Below are 17246 nucleotides of genomic sequence, written 5' to 3' on the forward strand. Positions count from 1 at the left end.
AATACCTTTAACGCTTACCAGTAAAGCGTCATAAGCTATTTAATAAATAGCTAACTCAGGCATCCTCGCTGCGCACGAAAGACTCCAGCCCATTGACCATGCGCGCCAGCTGCGGGCCGATTTCCTGCTCCAGCAGCAGGTGCGGAAACTTGCTGGCCGAGCCCCCGGCATTGAAGGTGATCACCCGTCCATCGGGCTGGCGGATGGCCGCGCCCACGCCGGCGATGTCCGTCTGCCAGTCGCGCGGCTCCATCACGGCCAGCAGCGCATGGCCCATGGCCGTCTCCGCAATCGGGATGCGCGATCCCAGGTCCAGTCCCAGCGACAGCGGCGCGCCCGAGCGGCAGTTCTCCACATACAGCACCGACAGGCCATTGCGGATGCCCAGCGACACCGAGATGTCGTAGCGGTCGGCCAAGTCCTGCATGTACGGGCGCGCGATGCGCCGCAGCTTGAGGTTGGACACCATGGTGATGCCCAGCGCCGCCAGGCCGTCGCCCAGCGCGTACTTGCCGCTCTCGCGCGAATGGCGCAGGTAGCCGAGCACGCACAGCGTGTAGGCCAGGCGCACCACCGTCGGCTTGAGCAGGCCGGTGCGCGCCGCGATCTCGGCGTTGCTCAGCCATTTCTCATCCACCTGGAAGCAGGCCAGCAACTCCAGCCCGCGCGCCAGCGCGGTCACGAAGCGGCGGCTGTCCGCGCCCTCGTCAAAGTCAATCTGGCGGGTTCGCGCCATGCAGGCGGGCGTGACGCTGAACCACATTCCCTACAAGGGCAACTCCGAATCGCTGCAGGCGGTGCTGGGCGGGCATGTGATGTCGATCGCCGACACGCCCGGCTGGGCGCCGTATGTGGAGCAGGGCAAGCTGCGCCTGCTGTCGGTCTGGGGGGACAAGCGCTCGGCCAGGTTCCCGAATGTGCCCACGCTCAAGGAATCGGGCATCAACCTGGTGCAGACCTCGCCGTTCGGCCTGGTGCTGCCCAAGGGCACGGATCCGAAGATCGCCCAGGTGCTGCACGACGCCTTCAAGAAGGCCATGGAGATGCCCAACTACAAGGAGTCGCTGGCGAAGTTCGATATGGACACCTACTACATGGACAGCGCCACCTACAAGCAGTACGCGCTGGACACCATGAAAACGGAGAAGGTGATCATCGACAAGCTCGGCCTGGGCAAGTAAGCCCCGGCAGCACAGGCTGATTTTCAGGTTAAAAAAGGCGGTTGGCGCTTGTATATCAAGCGCCAACCGCTATTTTTTTTGAAGCATTCGCCCCGACCGTTGGCCTTACTCGCTCCGGTCACTGGTTATTTATTGATAGTTCTATATCTTCATAGTGGTAGTAGTAGAGCCGCCTGCCTGGCTGTGGACAAGGGTCTTTTCCTGAATGCCGGCGCGCACTTGCGCGGCTGCAAAGCCTGTGCCCCGGCGGGGGTGCAAGCGAGACAGGTAATGGGTACAACTGTGCGCGGCGGCTGTCCGCTGTGGACAACGCAGGACTTGCCCGCGCAGCGTCCCCAGGATTGTCCACAGCAACGCTCTGCCCAGGCTCAGAAATGCAGGGCGTAGCGCAGCTGCACGAACTGCGCGCCTGGATTGGGCTGTTTGATGCTGGCGTTGGAGACATGCTGCAGCCGCAGCAGCAGCTCGTGCCGGCGCTGCGCCCCCAGGTTGATCCCCAGGCCCAGGTGCGAGGCAAAGTTGAAGCGCGTGCTGAATTCCTCTTCCCCCGCGGGGCGATAGCGCTGGCTGGCCAGGGTGGCACCTATGCCGGCCTCCCAGAACCAGGCGGCACGGCCCTGGTCGGGCCGCAGGCGCACCGTGGGCGTGACGCCCAGCACCAGGCTGCTGTCATGGCCGGCGGCGCCGTGGAATGACCAGCGGCTCAGGTACATGTCCCAATGCCCGCTCAGCTCGCCGCCCCACAGCGGCATGCGCCACCGGCCCCAGGGCAGGGTGATGCCTGCGGTCACGGCATCGGTGTTGTGCTGCGCCCTGCCGGCCTGCAGGTAGATGCTGGAGGCATGCGACAAATCCCCCGCGGCCTGCTGGGCGCAGACGGGGATGCTGGCAAACAGGCCGGCAGCCAAGACGTACGGGTAGCGTTGGCTGTGGCCTGTGCGAGAGGGAAAGAGGTGGCACATGATGTTGATTCGTTAGTTTTTGCATGGAAAACGTAACGAATGTAGGACTTCCTCGTCCCCCCACCTTGTAGGCCAGGGCCGCAGCATGCGGCCTGGCCTTGGCCTCATTTCGCTGCCGGTGCGCCGGGTTCGGCGCCAGGACCATAGCCATAGCCATGGTGATAGTGGTGGTGGTGGTGCATGCCCCGGCCCTGCTTGGCGCCGCGCGGGCCATACCCATACATGCGTGCGCCTTCGGCGTCGAAGATCTTTTGCTGCTCCGCCGTCAGCTGGGCATAAAAGCCCTTCACGGCATCGCCGCGTCTATCCATCTCGGCATCGCGCTGTGCGCGCATGGCGCGCATGCGGTCGATGCGCTCGGGCGTGCTCAGCTTGTCCATGCCCTGCATGTCCAGGCGGGCCTGCGTGCCGGGCTTCATGGACTGCACCAAGCTGTTCCAGGCCGGCTCCTGCGCGGGCGTGAGCTGCAGCTTTTGCTTGAAGGCCTCGGCGCGCTTGAGCATGTATTGCTCGCGCTGCTCGGGCGTCATGGAGCGCATTCGTGGGCGCTGGGCTTGCTCGGCCATGGGGCCGGGGCCTGCGCCGGGACCGGGCTGGGCAAAGGCAGGGGCGGCAAGGCCGGCGAGGGCCGCCACCAGGGCGGTGCAGGCCAGGCGTTGGGTGAGGTGCAGACGGGTCATGCTGGGTTCCTTTCTTGCGTGACAGTGACCATGGAGGCCAATGTGCTGCATGCGTGTATCGCCGCCATGTTGGAACGCTGCGCCTGTGTAAAGTTCTGCCAGTCCATGCCGAACGTCGCTTCGCATGCCGGCTGCATTTTTAGTAAAAAAATACGCCTCCAGCGCTCTACCATCAAGCGCTGACAGCTATCAAAACAGGGAATTTCCAAGTGTTCAAGAACCTCATCGTCTACCGCATTGCCCCCGGCTGGCAGGCCGATCTGACCGCGCTGGAAGAGGCGCTGGCCAAGACGCCGTTCCAGGAATGCGGCGCCACGCAGGAGAAGTCCAGTGGCTGGGTGCCGCCGCGCGGCGACGCCCATGGCCTGCTGGCCGAGAGCGTGGGCGGGCAATGGATATTGCGTTTCATGACCGAGGCCAAGCTGCTGCCGGCCACGGTGCTGGCGCGCAAGGTGAAGGAGAAGGCCGAGCAGATCGAGCGCCAGACCGGCCGCAAGCCCGGCAAGAAGGAAAGCAAGGAGCTCAAGGACGAGGCCAAGCTGGACCTGCTGCCCATGGCCTTCACCAAGCAGGGCTCGACCTGGGTGTGGATCGACCGCGAGGCCGGCCTGCTGGTGCTGGACACCGGCGCCCAGGGCCGTGCCGACGAGATCACCAGCCTGCTGGTCGAGCAGCTGCCGGGTCTGTCGCTGGCGCTGCTGGACACGCAGACCAGCGCGCAGACGGCCATGGCCCTGTGGCTCAAGGAGCAGGAGGCGCCGGCGGGCTTTTCCGTGGACCGCGAATGCGAGCTCAAGGCTGCCGACGAGAGCAAGGCGGTAGTGCGCTACGCGCGCCACCCGCTGGATATCGAGGAGGTGCAGGCCCACATCCAGGCCGGCAAGCTGCCCACCAAGCTGGCCATGACCTGGGACGAGCGCGTGAGCTTCGTGCTGACCGAGGGCCTGCAGCTGAAGAAGCTGGCCTTCCTGGACACGGTGTTCGAGGGCCAGGCCCAGGACGATGGCGGCTTCGACGCCGACGTGGCGATCGCCACGGGCGAGTTAGCCAAGCTGATCCCGGACCTGATAGCGGCGCTGGGCGGGGAAGGGCGCAGCGACATGGGCGCTACCGCACCGGCCGCCACCGCGCTGCACGCCCCGGCCAGCGGCCCGGACGACGACGCGCCGTTCTAAGCGCCGGCGCGGGCCAGGCCGCTACCATCGAGTTCCATGGCACTCAACTGGGTCTGGACGGGTTTCTTCATCGTGGCCTTTGCCACCGCCGTGGCGCGCTGGCTGCTGGGCGAGGCCGGCATCTTCCAGGCGCTGCTGAACGCCCTGTTCGACGGCGCGCGCGCCGGCTTTGAAATCTCGCTCGGCCTGGCCGGCATCATGGCGCTGTGGCTGGGCCTGATGCGCGTGGGCGAGCAGGCCGGCATGGTGGAGCTGCTGGCGCGCCTGGCCGGGCCGCTCTTGCGGCGCCTTTTTCCCGGCGTGCCCGCCGGCCACCCGGCCCAGGGCGCGATGACCATGAACATCAGCGCCAACCTGCTGGGCCTGGACAACGCCGCCACGCCCCTGGGCCTGAAGGCCATGCAGGAACTGCAGGGCCTGAACCGCGAACCCGCCGGTACCGCCAGCAATGCGCAGATCATGTTCGTGGTCATGAACACGGCCGGGCTGACCCTGATCCCGACCTCGGTGATTGCCATCCGCCAGAGCGTGGCCCTGAAGCAGGGCCTGGGCGCGGGCTTCAACGCCGCGGACATCTTCCTGCCCACGCTGCTGGTCACCTTCGCCTCGCTGCTAGCCGGCGTGCTGGCCGTGGCCGTGGCGCAGCGCCTGCCGCTGTGGCGCGCGCGCCTCTTGCTGCCGCTGCTGGCCGTGGGCGCCCTGCTGGCGGCGGCGGTGGCCGGCCTGGCGCGGCTGCCAGCCGAGCGGGCGGCCCAGGTGGCGGGCAGCACGGGCGCGGCGGTGATCCTGGGCGTGGTGCTGCTGTTCCTGCTGGCCGGCGCCTGGCGCCGCGTGAACATGTACGACGCCTTCGTCGACGGCGCCAAGCAGGGCTTTGGCGTGGCGGTGCAGATCATTCCCTACCTCATCGCCATCCTGGCGGCCATCGGCGTGTTCCGCGCCGCGGGCTGCATGGACGCGCTGCTCTCGGCCATAGGCGCGGGCGTGGCGGCGCTGGGCTGGAACACCGACTTCCTGCCCGCCCTGCCCGTGGGGCTGATGAAGGTGCTGTCGGGCGCGGGCGCGCGCGGCCTGATGATCGACGTGCTGCAGACCCACGGCGTGGACTCCTTCGTCGGGCGCCTGGCGGCCATCATCCAGGGCTCGACCGAGACCACCTTCTACGTGCTGGCCGTGTACTTCGGCAGCGTGGGCGTGAAGCACACCCGCCACGCCCTGGCCTGCGCCCTGCTGGCCGATGCCGTGGGCCTGCTGGCGGCGATTGGCGTGGGCTACGCCATGCTGCGCTGAGCCACGGTCTTCCCCTTCACAAAGCGCCCTGTCGGGCGCTTTTTTTTGTCCCAACGGTCATTACCGGCCAAAAAAACCATCCAGCGCCAGGGGTTTCAGGCCAGGGCCCGAAGCCGCCGGTTGTTATTCATTGAATCCACTATTTAAAAATAGTCGTAGTAGTAGAGCCTCGGCGCTTACTGTGGGTAAGCTGTTTTTTGGCAAAGAGATCAAGCACTTGTGTGCGGCCAAAGCCTGGGGACGGGGATAGGCGGGCGCTGCACCCGAAATGGGGACAAGCCGCGCGCCAAGTCCGCGCCTGTGCATAACTGCCCGGTTATGCGGGAATGCTCCGCAGACTTATCCACAGACGGGGTTATGACAGATTTTTTTAAGGAAAAAATGGCTTAAACGCTTGCTGTAAAAGCGCATGCAGCTCTTTTTTCAGGAGTATTTCAGTCCCGTGCAGGCCACGCAGGCCGTGGCGGCCGCGTGATTGCGGGACAATGCGGGCTCGCCCTGTTTGCTTTCCAGACCTTTGCCCGTGACCGATACCGCCAAGCTCCCCCTGCCCGACCGCCTTGCCGTTGACCCGCGCAGCCCGCACCATGTGGCCGCCGTGTTCCAGCAGGAGGCGGACATCGGCATCCGCTTCAACGGCAAGGAGCGCTTTGACGTGGAGGAGTACTGCGTGAGCGAGGGTTGGATCAAGGTGCCCGCGGGCAAGACGCTGGACCGCAAGGGCCGCCCACTGCTCATCACGCTCAAGGGCAGCGTGGAGGCGTTCTACAAGCCGGAATCCGCGGCATAAAAAAAGCCACCCGGCGAACCGGGTGGCCTGTGGTGATGGGGGCCTGGCTCAGCGTCCCAGCAGCGAGCGTGCCACCAGTTCCTTCATGATCTCCGACGTGCCGCCGTAGATGCGCAGCACGCGCGCGTCGGTCCAGAAGCGTGAGATGGGGTATTCGGCCATGTAGCCGTAGCCGCCGAAGAGTTGCAGGCAGGCGTCGGCCACGCGGCCGAAGATCTCGGTGGTGTGGAGCTTGAGCGCGCTCACGGCCTCGGGCGTGAGTTCGCCGCGCTCGTAGGCGGCGACGCTGGCGTTCAAAAACGCCTCGGCGGCGGCGATGTCGCTGGCGCACTGCGCCAGCGTGAAGCGCGTGTTCTGGAACTGGGCGATGGCCTGGCCGAAGGCCTGGCGTTCCTGCACGTACTTCACCGTAGCGTCGAGCGCGCCTTGGGCGCCGTATACCGCCTGCACGCCGATGATGAGGCGCTCGCGCGGCAGCTCGCGCATCATCTGCACGAAGCCCTGGCCTTCCACGCCGCCCAGCAGGGCGTCTGCCGGCACGCGCAGGTCGTTGAAGAAAAGCTCGGAGGTGTCGCCCGCGTGCTGGCCGATCTTCTCCAGGTTCTGGCCGCGCGTGAAGCCGGGGTTTTTCGTATCCACCAGGAACAGGCTCACGCCCTTGGCCCCAAGCGCCGGGTCGGTCTTGGCGGCGAGCACCAGCAGGTCGCAGTGCTGGCCGTTGCTGATGAAGATCTTGCTGCCGTTGATGACGTAGCCGTCGCCATCCCGCTTGGCGGTGGTGCGGATGGCCTTCAGGTCGCTGCCCGCGCCGGGCTCGGTCATGCCGATGGCCGCCACCGCCTCGCCGCTGACCATGCGCGGCAGCCAGTATTCGCGCTGCGCCTCGGTGCCGAAGTTGAGCAGGTAGGGCGGAACGATATCGTTGTGCACCTGCAGCCCGCCGACAAAGCCGCCGTAACCGCGGCGCGAGAGCACCTGCACCACGGCGAACGAGAAGTGCACGCTGGCGCTCGGGCCGCCATACTGCTCGGGCACGTCAGCGCAGAGGTAGCCGTTCTCGCCCATCTTGCGGAACAGTGTGCGGCTGACGAGGCCGGCCTTTTCCCAGTCACGGTAATGGGGCTCGATCTCGGTGTCGCAAAAGCGCTCCAGCGATTCGGTGAAGAGCTGTAGTTCGGCCTTCTGCTCGGCCGTGAGGAGGGTGTTGGGGAGCATGGTTGCTATTGAATAGAGAGCTGCAAGCGCTTGATGGACAAGCGCTGTAGGCCAAAAAGACTCAAACCCGTTCGAAGATGGCGGCGATGCCCTGGCCGCCGCCAATGCACATGGTGACCAGCGCATAGCGCCCTTTCGAGCGGTGCAGCTCGGCGATAGCCTTGGTGGTGATGATGGCGCCGGTGGCGCCCACCGGGTGGCCGAGCGAGATGCCCGAGCCGTTGGGGTTGACCTTGGCCGGGTCCAGGCCCAGCTCCTGCACCACGGCGCAGGCCTGGGCGGCGAAGGCCTCGTTGGCCTCGATCACGTCCATGTCCTGCACCTTGAGGCCCGTGCGTGCCAGCACCTTCTGCGTGGCGGGCACGGGGCCGATGCCCATGTACGCGGGGTCCACGCCGGCGTGCGCGTAGCCCACCAGGCGGGCCAGGGGCTTCACGTTCAGGGCTTGCAGTCGATCGCCCGCCACCAGCACCACGGCGCTGGCGCCGTCGTTGATGCCCGAGGCGTTGCCGGCGGTCACGGTGCCGCCGTCCTTCTTGAACGCAGGCTTCATGCCTGCCAATACGTCGAGCGTGGTGGCGGCGCGCACATGCTCGTCTTCCTGGAACAGCACGGTGCCTTTGCGCGTGGCGATTTCGACGGGGACGATCTGCTCCTTGAAGTAGCCAGCGGCGATGGCAGCGGCGGCGCGGCGCTGGCTTTCCAGCGCCAGCTGGTCCTGCATCTCGCGCGAGATTTTGTAGCGCTCGGCCACGTTCTCGGCGGTGATGCCCATGTGCATCTTCTGCCAGGGGTCGTGCAGGATGCCGAGCATGTAGTCGATGCTCTTGGCGTCGCCCATGCGCGCGCCGTAGCGGGCGGCTTGGTCGAAGTAGGGGCCCCGGCTCATGGACTCGCTGCCGCCGCCCACGGCGACGTCGCAGTCGCCATAGCCGATGGCCTGGGCCGCCGAAATGATGGCCTGCAGGCCCGAGCCGCACAGGCGGTTGACGTTGAACGCGGGCGTTTCGATGGGGCAGCCGGCATCGATGGCGGCCACGCGGGAGAGGTACGCGTCCTTGGTGTCGGTGGGGATCACGTTGCCCATGACCACATGGCCCACGGCGTCGGGCGCCAGGCCCGAGCGCTGGATGGCCGCTTTGACGGCGGTGGTGGCGAGCTGGGTGTTGGGCACGTCCTTCAGGCTGCCGCCGAAGGTGCCGATGGCGGTGCGGGCGGTGCTGACGACGAAGACGTCACGGTGGGTCATGGCAAAACTCCTGGAAAAAAGAAAGCTGTGTTCAGCGGCCCTGGAACTGCGGCGGGCGCTTGGCAAAAAAGGCCTCGATGCCTTCGCGCAGGTCGGCCGTGCGGGCGCAGGCGTCAAAGCACTGTGCCTCGGCCTGCAGCTGCGTGGCCAGGTCGTGGTCGAAGCTGCCGCGCATCAGGCGGCGCATGTGGCCATAGGCCAGGGTGGGGCCGTTGGCCAGGCGCGTGGCCAGGGCTTGGGCAGCGGCGTCCAGCTCGGCGGCGGGCAGCACGCGGTTGACCAGGCCCAGGCGCAGGGCATCGTCGGTGCTGAAGGTCTCGCCCAGCAGCGCGATTTCCAGCGCATGGCGCAGGCCCACCAGGCGCGGCAGCGCCCACGAGGCACCCACGTCGCAGCTGGTGCCGAGGTTGATGTAGGCGAGGTTGAACTTGGTGCCCTCGGCCGCGAGCACGAAGTCGCACATCAGCATCAGCGACAGGCCCGCGCCCGCCGCTGCGCCGTGCACCTGGGCGATGACCGGGGCATTCAACCCCTGCAGCAGCAGCAGGGTTTCGTTGAGCGGGCCCAGCAGGTCCTGCGCGCCCTGCACCGGGTCGGCGCGCAGTGCGGCCAGGTCGCCCCCGGCCACGAAGGCGCGGCCGCTGCCCTGCAGCAGCACGGCGCGCACCTCGGGGTCCTGGCTGATGGCCTGCGCGGCATCGCGCAGCGCCAGCGCGGTGGGCAGGTCCAGCGCGTTCATGGCGGCGGGGCGGTTGAAGCGCAGCGTGGCCACCGCGCCTTGGCGGGTGACGAGCAGGGGTGCGGTGTCGGACATGGATTGCTACTGAAATAAGAGCTGCTAGCGCTTTATGGGTAAGCGCCATCGGCCATTTTGGTTAGGAATACAGCGCCTCGATCTCGGCGGCGTAGGTTTTGTAGATGCTGCTGCGGCGCACCTTCATGGTGGCGGTGACTTCGCCGTCGTCGTGGTCCAGCTCCTTGGTGAGCAGGTGGAACTTGCGGATCTGGGCCACCTGGGCCAGCTTGGCGTTGCCGCTGGCAATCTCGGCGTCGATGAGCTGGCGCACTTGCGGAGCCTCCACCAGCGAGCGGAAATGCGTGAACGGGATGCGCTGTGCCTCGGCCCATTTGCCCACGGTATCAATGTCGAGCATGACCAGCGCGCCGACGAACTTGCGCCCCTCGGCCACGATGACGCACTCCTTGATGTAGGGGCTGGCCTTCATCGTGTTCTCGATCTCGGACGGCGTGAGGTTCTTGCCGCCGGCGGTGATCATGATGTCTTTCAGGCGATCGACGATCTTGATCTGCCCGTCCACCAGGCGCACCACGTCGCCGGTGTGCAGCCAGCCGTCCTGGATGCTTTGCGCCGTGGCCTCGGGGTTCTTGTAGTACCCGGCGAACACCATCTCGCCCTTGATCTGGAACTCGCCGCCCATGTCGTCGTCGCTGCCCTGGGCAATGCGCCACTGCACGCCCTGCGTGGGAATGCCGACGGTGCCCACGCTCACGCGGTCCAGCGCGTGGCCGGTGACCATGCCGGTGGATTCGGTCAGGCCATAGACCTCGATCAGCGGCACGCCCAGTGTGCGGAAAAAGCGCACCACGTCGGGTGCGATGGGCGCGGCGCCGGTCAGCGCCACCTGGGCCTCGCGCAGGCCGATGAAGTTTTGCAGCGCGCGCAGCACCAGCCAGTAATGCGCGGCGTAGCGCAGGCGCTCGCCCAGGCTCCACTGGCTGCGCGGTTTCTCCGCCAGCGGGGCGCAGTCGGCCAGGGCGCGCTGGTAGAGCGCGCGGCGCAGCGCGCCGGTTTCCTGCATCTTGATGCTGATGGCCGAGTGCAGCTTTTCCCAAATGCGCGGCACGCCCAGGAACATGGTGGGCGCCACCTCGCGCAGGTCTTCCTGCACGGTGCGGATGGACTCGCCAAAGTTCACCTGCGAGCCCAGGTAGATGGGGCAGAAGGTGGTGAGCATTTGCTCGGCCACGTGGCACAGCGGCAGGTACGACAGGTGCGTGGTGTGCGCATTGAGCCGCAGGCGCTCGATGATGCCGGGGCTGACGCCGCGCATGTTGCGCCACGAGACCATGGCGCCCTTGGGTTTGCCGGTGGAGCCGGAGGTGTAGATCATCAGCCCGATGTCGTCGAGCGTTTGCTTGGCCAGCACTTCGTCAATGCGCGCCTGGCTGTGGATGCCTGCACCCAGGCGCTCCACCTCGTCGAAGGTGACGATGAGTTGGCGGTGCTCGGGGGCGAAGCTGCGCAGCCCCTTGGTCTCCATGACGATGATTTTTTTCAGGCGCGGCAGCTCGCTCAGGGCATCGAGCACCTTGTCGGTCTGCTCCTGGTCTTCGCAGACCATGATGTCGATGTCGGCATGGCCCACCACGTAGGCCACTTCGTTGGCCGGGCTGGTGGGGTACACGCCCACGGTGATGCCGCCCACCAGGCCCGCGCCCATCTGCGCCAGCACCCATTCGATGCGGTTTTCGGCAATCACGCCCACATGGCCGCCTGCGGGCAGGCCCAGCTGCTGCAGGCCCTGGCCGAAGTGGCAGGCGCGCTGGTAGTACTGCGCCCAGGTGACGGGCTTCCAGATGCCAAAGTCTTTTTGCCGGATGGCCACGCGCTGGGCGTCGCGCTGCGCGCGCTGGCGCAGCATTTGGGGCAGGGTGAGTTCAGGAAGGTTCATGTCGGTCATCCAATGCGCGTCGTATGGGGCGCAGCCTTGAAAACTGGCGTGGCCCAGGTCAGTGGCCACCGCGCAAGGGCCGCCCCGCCGCGCTGGTGGCGTCCCCCTTCCCGCGCGCAAGCGCGAGAGAAGGGGGAAGGCGCGCAGCGCCTCAGGGGGATGTGGTTCATGACAGCCAGCGCTTGCGCCGCTTGTAGTGCTTGATGTCTTTGAAGCTCTTGGCTTCGCCGCTGCCGCCCATGCCGAGGTAGAACTCGCGCACGTCGGGGTCGTTGGCCAGGCGCTCGGCACTGCCGTCGATGACGATCTTGCCGTTTTCCATGATGTAGCCGCTGTGCGCCACGGCCAGCGCCACGGTGGCGTTTTGCTCCACCAGCAGCATGGAGGTACCGCGCTCGGCGTTGATGCGCGCGATGATGCCGAAGATGTCTTCGGTGAGCTTGGGGGAGAGGCCCAGCGAGGGCTCGTCCAGCAAAATCAGCTCGGGCTGGGCGATGAGCGCGCGGCCAATGGCCAGCATTTGCTGCTCGCCGCCCGAGAGATAACCGGCCAGGCCCTTGCGCCGCTCGTGCAGGCGCGGAAAGTATTCGTACACCAGGTCGAAATCGGGCTTGGCCGCACTTTCACGCCCGCTGAGCGCGTAGGTGGAGGCGATGAGGTTTTCCTCGATGGTGAGGTCCTCGAACACGCGCCGCCCTTCCATCACGTGCGACAGCCCGCGGCGCACCAGCAGCTGCGGTGCGATGGCGGTGGTGCTTTGGCCGTTGAAGGTGATGCTGCCCGCTTCGAGCGCACCGTTTTCCAGCGGCAGCAGGCCCGAGACGGCCTTGAGCGTGGTGCTCTTGCCCGCGCCGTTGCTGCCCAGCAGCGCCACGATGTGGCCGCGCGGCACGGCCAGCGACAGGCCGCGCAGGGCCTGCACGACCTTGTTGTAGATGACCTCGATGTTGTTCACTTCGAGGACGTTGTCCGTGGGTTCCTGGGTCATGTCAGTGGTTCAGGGTGCTGTGTACGGGGCGCGAGCGGTGAAACTGGCGCTACCCAGACCAGGGCCGCCGTGCAAGGGCCGCCCCGCCGCACTGGCGGCGTCCCCCTTCCCGCTGCGCGTAGCGCAGCGAGAGAAGGGGGAAGCGGCGCAGCCGCTCAGGGGGTTGTTCACAACTTGATCCAGTCGGAGGCGGGCAGCATCTTCTGCGCCTTCATGTCGGCCTTGTAGACGCGGCCCACGGGAATGGAGTTGCCGGTGATGGTCAGCGGCACGCCGATGAGCCCGCCGGTGTCGAAGTCCTTCAGGCTGTTGAGCGCCGCCTTGAGGTTGGCGCCGGTGAGCGGCTTGTTGCCGTCCAGGCAGCGCTTGGCCGACTCCAGGAACAGCATGGCGGCCAGAAAGCCCTGCATGTAGGCCGTGCTCTGGTACTCCGGGCGCATGGCGCGGATTTTTTCCAGCATGGGGGCCTTCTCGGTGTCGTAGTAGTAGCGGTAGGGCATCACGCCCATGAAGCCGTCGCCCGCCTCGCCCATCTTCATGACGGTGGAGCTGTCCATGGTCCAGAACGTGCCCATCCACTTCGATTTCATGCCCTGCTGCTTGCCCTGGGTGATGAACTCGGGGATGGGCGCGAGGATGTAGCCGTGGAAGATGGTGTAGTCGGGCGCGGCGCGGCGCAGCTTGATGACCTCGGTGGAAACGTCCACGCTGCCTGCGGGCGTCATGATCTTGATGGGCACCGACAGGCCCAGGCGCTTGGCCTCGGCTTCGCTCTTTTCAATCGGGTCGCGGCCAAACTCGGAGTCGGAGTAGACGAAGGCCACCTTGGCGCCCGGCTTTTCCTTGGCAATGTGTTTCAGCAGGATGCTGAACATCTCGGTGTAGTCGGGGCCGACCAGGAACTGGTTGGGGTACTTTTTCGGGTCGTTCAGCTCGGAGGCGAAGGAGGCACCGGCCATCAGGATGTTGCCGTTGCGCTCCAGCTCGGGGTTGATGGTCTTGGAGAAGCCCGTGGAGTCGCCGTAGTAGAGGTTGACCTTGTTCTGGCTGGTGATCTTCTTGTACGCGGCCACCGAGACGTCGACCTTGTAGCCCGTGTCTTCCGGCACGTACTTCACCTTGCGGCCCTTGATACCACCGGCGTCATTGATGATCTTCACGTAGTCCTGGATGCCGGCGTTGATGCCCACCCCGGCGAAGGCGAACACGCCCGTCATGGGAATGGAGCCGCCGACGACGATCTCCTCGGCCCCCTGTGCCAGCACCGACAGCGGGTGCGTGAGCGCGGCGGTGCCGGCGGCGGCGGCGCCTAGCATGAGGCTGCGGCGGCGGGTGGAAATGCGTTGCTGTGCCATGTCTTGTCTCCTAGGGGTTTAGTTACGGAAGGGCCACAGGTGGAAGAAGCGGCGCATGCGGCGCCACATTTCTGCGAGTCCGAGTGGCTCGAACACCAGAAAACCGATGATGAGTGCGCCAAAAATCACCAGGCGCACCGGCGAGAGGAACACCGCCAGGCTGGCGCCGCCGGGCAGCAGATCGACCAGCAGCTTGAGCAGCTCGGGCACCATGGTCATGAACACCGCGCCCAGAATGCCGCCGAGGATGGAGCCCATGCCGCCGACGATGATGGCCGCGAGGAAGAAGATGGACATCGACAGCGGAAAGCTCTCGGGCGTCACCACGCGGAAGAAGTAGGCCCATAGCCCGCCCGCAATGCCGGCGTAAAACGACGACAGGCCAAAGCTCAGCAGCTTGTAGCGCAGCAGGGCAATGCCCAGCACCTCGGCCGAGATGTCGCGGTCGCGGATGGCGATGAAGGCGCGGCCAATGCGCGTGCGAAACAGGTTGGCTGCGCCCAGCAGCATCAGCACCGTCACCGGCACGATGAGCCAGTACAGGCGAAACGAGGTGTCCAGATCCATGCCCAGCACGCGCGCCGGGGACAGCGACAGCCCGGCCGTGCCGCCGGTGATCTCGAAGTTGGCAAACAAGAAGTGCGCAATGAACGAGGCGGCGATGGTGGCAATCGCCAGGTACAGCCCCTTCACGCGCAGCGACGGTATGCCCACGATGATGCCGCCCAGCATGGCCACCACGCCCCCGGCCAGCAGGTTCAGCAGCATGGGCGTGCCGTAGCGCGTTTGCAAAATCGCCACGGTGTAGGCGCCCAGGCCCATGAAGGCGGCCTGGCCCAGGCTCACCAGGCCGGTGTAGCCGGTGAGGATGTTCAGCCCTGTGGCACTCGCCACATTGATGGCCACCAGGCAGGCGAGGTAGAGCCAGTAGTCGCTGGCGATGAAGGGAAAGAGCACCAGCAGCACGGCAGCGATGGCGAGCCACGCATGTTGGGTGCGTGAGTCGAACAGCGCCGCGTCGGCGACGTAGCTTTCCTTGAGGGTTCCGATACGCATGGTGATGAGCCCTTAAAGACGTTCGATTTCGTGGGTGCCAAACAGGCCGTAGGGCCGCGCCATCAGGATGACGACCAGCACCACAAAGGTGGCCAGCAGCTTGTATTCGCCGCCCAGGTAGGCCCCGGCCAGCGCCTCCACCAGCCCGATGAGAATGCCGCCCACCAGCGCGCCCAGCACGCTGTCCAGGCCGCCCACGATCACCACCACCAGCACCGACAGGCCGAACACGCCCATGCTGGAAGAGATGCCGCCAATCGAGCCGACGATGATCCCGGAGATGGCCGCCAGCATGGCCGAGGCCACCCAGGCCAGCGAGAACACGCGCGGCACGTTGATGCCCACCGAGTAGGCGGCCGCCTGGTCGCTGGCCGTGGCACGCAGCGCCACGCCGCCGCGCCAGTAGCGAAACACCAGCAGCACCGCGGCAATGAACACCGCCGCAATCACCGCGCCCCAGAACACCTTGGGCGCGAGGAAGGCGTCGCCCACCATGATGGGGTTGGTGGGCATGAACTCGGGCAGGCGGCGCTGGTCGGCCGTCCAGATCATTTCCACCAGGCCGATGAGCACCGACGACAGGCCCACCGTGACCATGAACACCGAAATCGGCGGCTCGCCCAGCAGCGGGCGGATCATGGTGCGCTCGATCACCGCGCCCAGCAGACCGCAGGCCAGCACGGCGGCCGGAATGGCCAGCCACAGCGGCAGCGCCCACATGGCGGCGAAGGAGAAGAACAAATAGCCCCCGGCCATGAGCATTTCGCCAATGGCAATGTTCACCACGCGCGTGGCCTTGTAGACCATGACGAAAGCCAGCGCGGCCAGCGCGTACAAGCCGCCGCTGGCAATGCCGGTGAGGCTGATTTCAAACAGGTAGGCCCAGTCCATCATGCGGCGGCTCCAGCGGAAGTGGGGATGCGGGCGGCGGCGCGCAGCTTGGCGCGCAGCTCATCGACGTTGCCCGAGCCCAGGTAGGCGCGGTTGACTTCGGGGTCGGCCTGCACCACGGCGGGCACGCCCTGCGAAATCACCTGGCCGAAGTTGAGCACCACCACATGGTCGGACAGGTCCATCACCATGCCCATGTCGTGCTCCACCATCAGCACCGTCACGCCCCATTCGGCGCGCACGTCGAGGATGAAGCGCGCCATGTCCTCGGTCTCCTCGCGGTTCATGCCGGCCACGGGCTCGTCGAGCATCAGAATTTCCGGCTGCATGGCCAGGGCACGCGCCATTTCCACGCGCTTTTGCAGGCCGTAGGACAGGGCCGAGACCGGCGCGTGGCGAATGTGGTCGATTTCGAGGAAGTCGATGATGCGTTCCTCAATATCGCGGCGCAGCTCGGCCTCTTCGCGGCGGGCGCGGCCCAGGTAGAACAGCGCGTCGAACACATTGGTTTTCAGGTGCGCGTGGCGGCCGAGCTTGATGTTGTCCAGCACCGTCATGCCACGGAACAGCGCAATGTTCTGAAAGCTGCGCCCCAGGCCCATCTTGGCGCGCTGCGGCGCGGGGATGCGCGTGATGTCCTGGCCACGGAAGCGGATGCTGCCGCCCGTGGGGCGGTAAAAGCCCGAGATGGTGTTGAACAGCGAGGTCTTGCCCGCGCCGTTGGGCCCGATCACGGCGGTGATGGAGCCCGGCTGCACGCCAAAGCCCACGCCGGACAGGGCCTTCACGCCGCCAAACGCAAGCGTCACGCTGTCCACCTGTAGCAGGGGCGGGGCGGTGGGGTGCGCGCCGCGCGCAAGCGTTGTCTCCATCGGGGTCCTCTACGGGTTTTTGCGAAAGAATTGTTGTCTACTTTTACGTAGACTAGTTACTTGAAAGTAGATTTTGATACCGGCGCGATTTTGAAAAATCAGTACTTACCCGAGATATGAAGGATTTCCCGTATGGGTACATCACGCACCAATGCGCCGGCCAAGCTGCCGGCCAAGGCGGCGCCGCGCGGGCGCCGCATCAAGGCCCCGGCATCTCCCTGGGCCGAGGCCCCCGCGCGTGAGGCGCAGCGCGAGGCCAAGCGCAACGCGGTGCTGACCACCGCTGCACAGATGTTCAACGAGCGCGGCTTTCACGCCACCTCGCTGGACGACATTGCTGCCAGCCTGCATGTGAGCAAGCCCACGCTGTACTACTACGTGAAAAACAAGGACGAGATCCTGCTGCAGTGCGTGCGCCAGGGGCTGGAGATGACGCTCGAAGGCATCGAGGCCTCGCGCCAGGCGGGCGGCAACGCCGTGGACCAGCTGCGCGCCTGCATGCAGGTGTATGTGGACATCGTCACCCAGCCCTTTGGTATGTGCCTGATCCGCGTGGGCGACGAGGAAGTACCCGAGCCCAGCCGCACCGAGCTTCGGCGCATGAAAAGCGAGATCGACCTAGCCTTCCGTCGCCTGGTGGCGCAGGGCGTACAGGAAGGCTCGCTCGCGCCCTGCGACCCGAAGATCACGGCCTTTGTGATCGCCGGTGCTTTAAGCTGGATTGGCCGCTGGTACCAGCCCGGTGGTGACTACAGTGCGGGTCAGATTGCCGAGCAGTGCATAGACACGGTGCTGGAGGGCGTGCTGCGCCGGAGCGGGGGCCAGCGACGCTGATGCGTTGATGCCGGC

At 66.1% G+C, this 17246-nt stretch carries 16 protein-coding genes and 1 pseudogene; 5 read left to right on the forward strand and 12 right to left on the reverse strand.

Features of this window, described 5'->3' with window-relative positions; all coding sequences use genetic code 11:
* Window positions 1–55 precede the first annotated feature (55 nt).
* Window positions 56–736 carry an IclR family transcriptional regulator gene (locus tag P7644_RS00460; protein WP_404301047.1) on the reverse strand — a complete coding sequence of 227 codons (681 nt, stop codon included), beginning with the start codon at window positions 734–736 and terminating at the stop codon, window positions 56–58.
* On the opposite strand from P7644_RS00460, the pseudogene P7644_RS00465 reads away from it, so the two are divergent.
* Window positions 732–1181, forward strand: a pseudogene (locus P7644_RS00465) (tripartite tricarboxylate transporter substrate-binding protein); the annotation flags it as partial. The gene P7644_RS00460 and the pseudogene P7644_RS00465 sit on opposite strands and share 5 nt — an antisense overlap.
* A 368-nt stretch (window positions 1182–1549) precedes the next feature.
* Here the strand turns inward: P7644_RS00465 and P7644_RS00470 are convergent.
* Together P7644_RS00470 and P7644_RS00475 are read right to left on the reverse strand one after the other, a co-directional pair.
* On the reverse strand, window positions 1550–2143 hold the full coding sequence (locus P7644_RS00470; protein ID WP_404301048.1) for an acyloxyacyl hydrolase: 594 nt from the start codon (window positions 2141–2143) through the stop codon (window positions 1550–1552).
* Window positions 2144–2247: 104 nt separating this feature from the next.
* Window positions 2248–2823 (reverse strand): Spy/CpxP family protein refolding chaperone, encoded by a 576-nt coding sequence (locus P7644_RS00475; protein ID WP_404301050.1) that lies wholly within the window; start codon window positions 2821–2823, stop codon window positions 2248–2250.
* 209 nt (window positions 2824–3032) lie between these two features.
* On the opposite strand from P7644_RS00475, the gene P7644_RS00480 reads away from it, so the two are divergent.
* The 3 genes from P7644_RS00480 to P7644_RS00490 all read left to right on the forward strand — a co-directional run bounded on the left by P7644_RS00480 (window position 3033) and on the right by P7644_RS00490 (window position 6078).
* Window positions 3033–3998: a recombination-associated protein RdgC gene (locus P7644_RS00480; RefSeq protein ID WP_404301051.1), complete on the forward strand. Its 966-nt coding sequence runs from the start codon at window positions 3033–3035 to the stop codon at window positions 3996–3998.
* A 36-nt stretch (window positions 3999–4034) separates the two neighbouring features.
* Complete coding sequence (locus P7644_RS00485; protein ID WP_404301052.1) at window positions 4035–5288, forward strand: nucleoside recognition domain-containing protein; 1254 nt, start codon at window positions 4035–4037, stop codon at window positions 5286–5288.
* Window positions 5289–5811: 523 nt separating this feature from the next.
* The gene (locus P7644_RS00490) at window positions 5812–6078 is read left to right on the forward strand and encodes a DUF3297 family protein (RefSeq protein WP_404301053.1); all 267 of its coding nucleotides are present in this window, start codon (window positions 5812–5814) and stop codon (window positions 6076–6078) included.
* Window positions 6079–6126: 48 nt separating this feature from the next.
* Here the strand turns inward: P7644_RS00490 and P7644_RS00495 are convergent, their stop codons facing one another.
* The 9 genes from P7644_RS00495 to P7644_RS00535 form a co-directional block, all read right to left on the reverse strand.
* On the reverse strand, window positions 6127–7293 hold the full coding sequence (locus P7644_RS00495) for an acyl-CoA dehydrogenase family protein (RefSeq protein WP_404301054.1): 1167 nt from the start codon (window positions 7291–7293) through the stop codon (window positions 6127–6129).
* Window positions 7294–7354: 61 nt separating this feature from the next.
* On the reverse strand, window positions 7355–8542 hold the full coding sequence (locus P7644_RS00500) for an acetyl-CoA C-acyltransferase family protein (RefSeq protein WP_404301055.1): 1188 nt from the start codon (window positions 8540–8542) through the stop codon (window positions 7355–7357).
* Between the two features lie 31 nt (window positions 8543–8573).
* A complete protein-coding gene (locus P7644_RS00505; RefSeq protein ID WP_404301056.1) occupies window positions 8574–9356 on the reverse strand; it encodes an enoyl-CoA hydratase/isomerase family protein in 783 nt (260 codons plus the stop codon).
* A gap of 61 nt (window positions 9357–9417) precedes the next feature.
* Entirely contained in the window at window positions 9418–11235 is a 1818-nt protein-coding gene (locus P7644_RS00510; protein ID WP_404301057.1) for an AMP-dependent synthetase/ligase, read from the reverse strand.
* Window positions 11236–11401: 166 nt separating this feature from the next.
* Window positions 11402–12223 (reverse strand): ABC transporter ATP-binding protein, encoded by an 822-nt coding sequence (locus tag P7644_RS00515; protein WP_404301058.1) that lies wholly within the window; start codon window positions 12221–12223, stop codon window positions 11402–11404.
* A 167-nt stretch (window positions 12224–12390) separates the two neighbouring features.
* On the reverse strand, window positions 12391–13578 hold the full coding sequence (locus P7644_RS00520) for an ABC transporter substrate-binding protein (protein ID WP_404301059.1): 1188 nt from the start codon (window positions 13576–13578) through the stop codon (window positions 12391–12393).
* Window positions 13579–13596: 18 nt separating this feature from the next.
* Window positions 13597–14634 (reverse strand): branched-chain amino acid ABC transporter permease, encoded by a 1038-nt coding sequence (locus P7644_RS00525; protein WP_404301060.1) that lies wholly within the window; start codon window positions 14632–14634, stop codon window positions 13597–13599.
* A 12-nt stretch (window positions 14635–14646) separates the two neighbouring features.
* A complete protein-coding gene (locus P7644_RS00530) occupies window positions 14647–15528 on the reverse strand; it encodes a branched-chain amino acid ABC transporter permease (RefSeq protein ID WP_404301061.1) in 882 nt (293 codons plus the stop codon).
* Entirely contained in the window at window positions 15525–16397 is an 873-nt protein-coding gene (locus P7644_RS00535; RefSeq protein ID WP_404301062.1) for an ABC transporter ATP-binding protein, read from the reverse strand. Before P7644_RS00535 ends, P7644_RS00530 begins: the two co-directional genes overlap by 4 nt.
* A gap of 132 nt (window positions 16398–16529) precedes the next feature.
* Here P7644_RS00535 and P7644_RS00540 point away from each other — a divergent pair, with 132 nt between their 5' ends.
* Window positions 16530–17231: a TetR/AcrR family transcriptional regulator gene (locus P7644_RS00540; RefSeq protein WP_404301063.1), complete on the forward strand. Its 702-nt coding sequence runs from the start codon at window positions 16530–16532 to the stop codon at window positions 17229–17231.
* Window positions 17232–17246: the final 15 nt, after the last annotated feature.

Source organism: Alicycliphilus denitrificans, from assembly GCF_044792555.1.
Lineage (GTDB): Bacteria > Pseudomonadota > Gammaproteobacteria > Burkholderiales > Burkholderiaceae_C > Alicycliphilus > Alicycliphilus denitrificans_A.

What these genes read in the sequence shown, in the direction of transcription:
- P7644_RS00460 (WP_404301047.1), bottom strand. Translation starts at nt 736, where the DNA reads ATGGCGCGAACCCGCCAGATTGACTTTGACGAGGGCGCGGACAGCCGC.
- P7644_RS00470 (WP_404301048.1), bottom strand. Translation starts at nt 2,143, where the DNA reads ATGTGCCACCTCTTTCCCTCTCGCACAGGCCACAGCCAACGCTACCCG.
- P7644_RS00475 (WP_404301050.1), bottom strand. Translation starts at nt 2,823, where the DNA reads ATGACCCGTCTGCACCTCACCCAACGCCTGGCCTGCACCGCCCTGGTG.
- P7644_RS00485 (WP_404301052.1), top strand. Translation starts at nt 4,035, where the DNA reads ATGGCACTCAACTGGGTCTGGACGGGTTTCTTCATCGTGGCCTTTGCC.
- P7644_RS00495 (WP_404301054.1), bottom strand. Translation starts at nt 7,293, where the DNA reads ATGCTCCCCAACACCCTCCTCACGGCCGAGCAGAAGGCCGAACTACAG.
- P7644_RS00500 (WP_404301055.1), bottom strand. Translation starts at nt 8,542, where the DNA reads ATGACCCACCGTGACGTCTTCGTCGTCAGCACCGCCCGCACCGCCATC.
- P7644_RS00505 (WP_404301056.1), bottom strand. Translation starts at nt 9,356, where the DNA reads ATGTCCGACACCGCACCCCTGCTCGTCACCCGCCAAGGCGCGGTGGCC.
- P7644_RS00510 (WP_404301057.1), bottom strand. Translation starts at nt 11,235, where the DNA reads ATGAACCTTCCTGAACTCACCCTGCCCCAAATGCTGCGCCAGCGCGCG.
- P7644_RS00515 (WP_404301058.1), bottom strand. Translation starts at nt 12,223, where the DNA reads ATGACCCAGGAACCCACGGACAACGTCCTCGAAGTGAACAACATCGAG.
- P7644_RS00520 (WP_404301059.1), bottom strand. Translation starts at nt 13,578, where the DNA reads ATGGCACAGCAACGCATTTCCACCCGCCGCCGCAGCCTCATGCTAGGC.
- P7644_RS00525 (WP_404301060.1), bottom strand. Translation starts at nt 14,634, where the DNA reads ATGCGTATCGGAACCCTCAAGGAAAGCTACGTCGCCGACGCGGCGCTG.
- P7644_RS00530 (WP_404301061.1), bottom strand. Translation starts at nt 15,528, where the DNA reads ATGATGGACTGGGCCTACCTGTTTGAAATCAGCCTCACCGGCATTGCC.
- P7644_RS00535 (WP_404301062.1), bottom strand. Translation starts at nt 16,397, where the DNA reads ATGGAGACAACGCTTGCGCGCGGCGCGCACCCCACCGCCCCGCCCCTG.
- P7644_RS00540 (WP_404301063.1), top strand. Translation starts at nt 16,530, where the DNA reads ATGGGTACATCACGCACCAATGCGCCGGCCAAGCTGCCGGCCAAGGCG.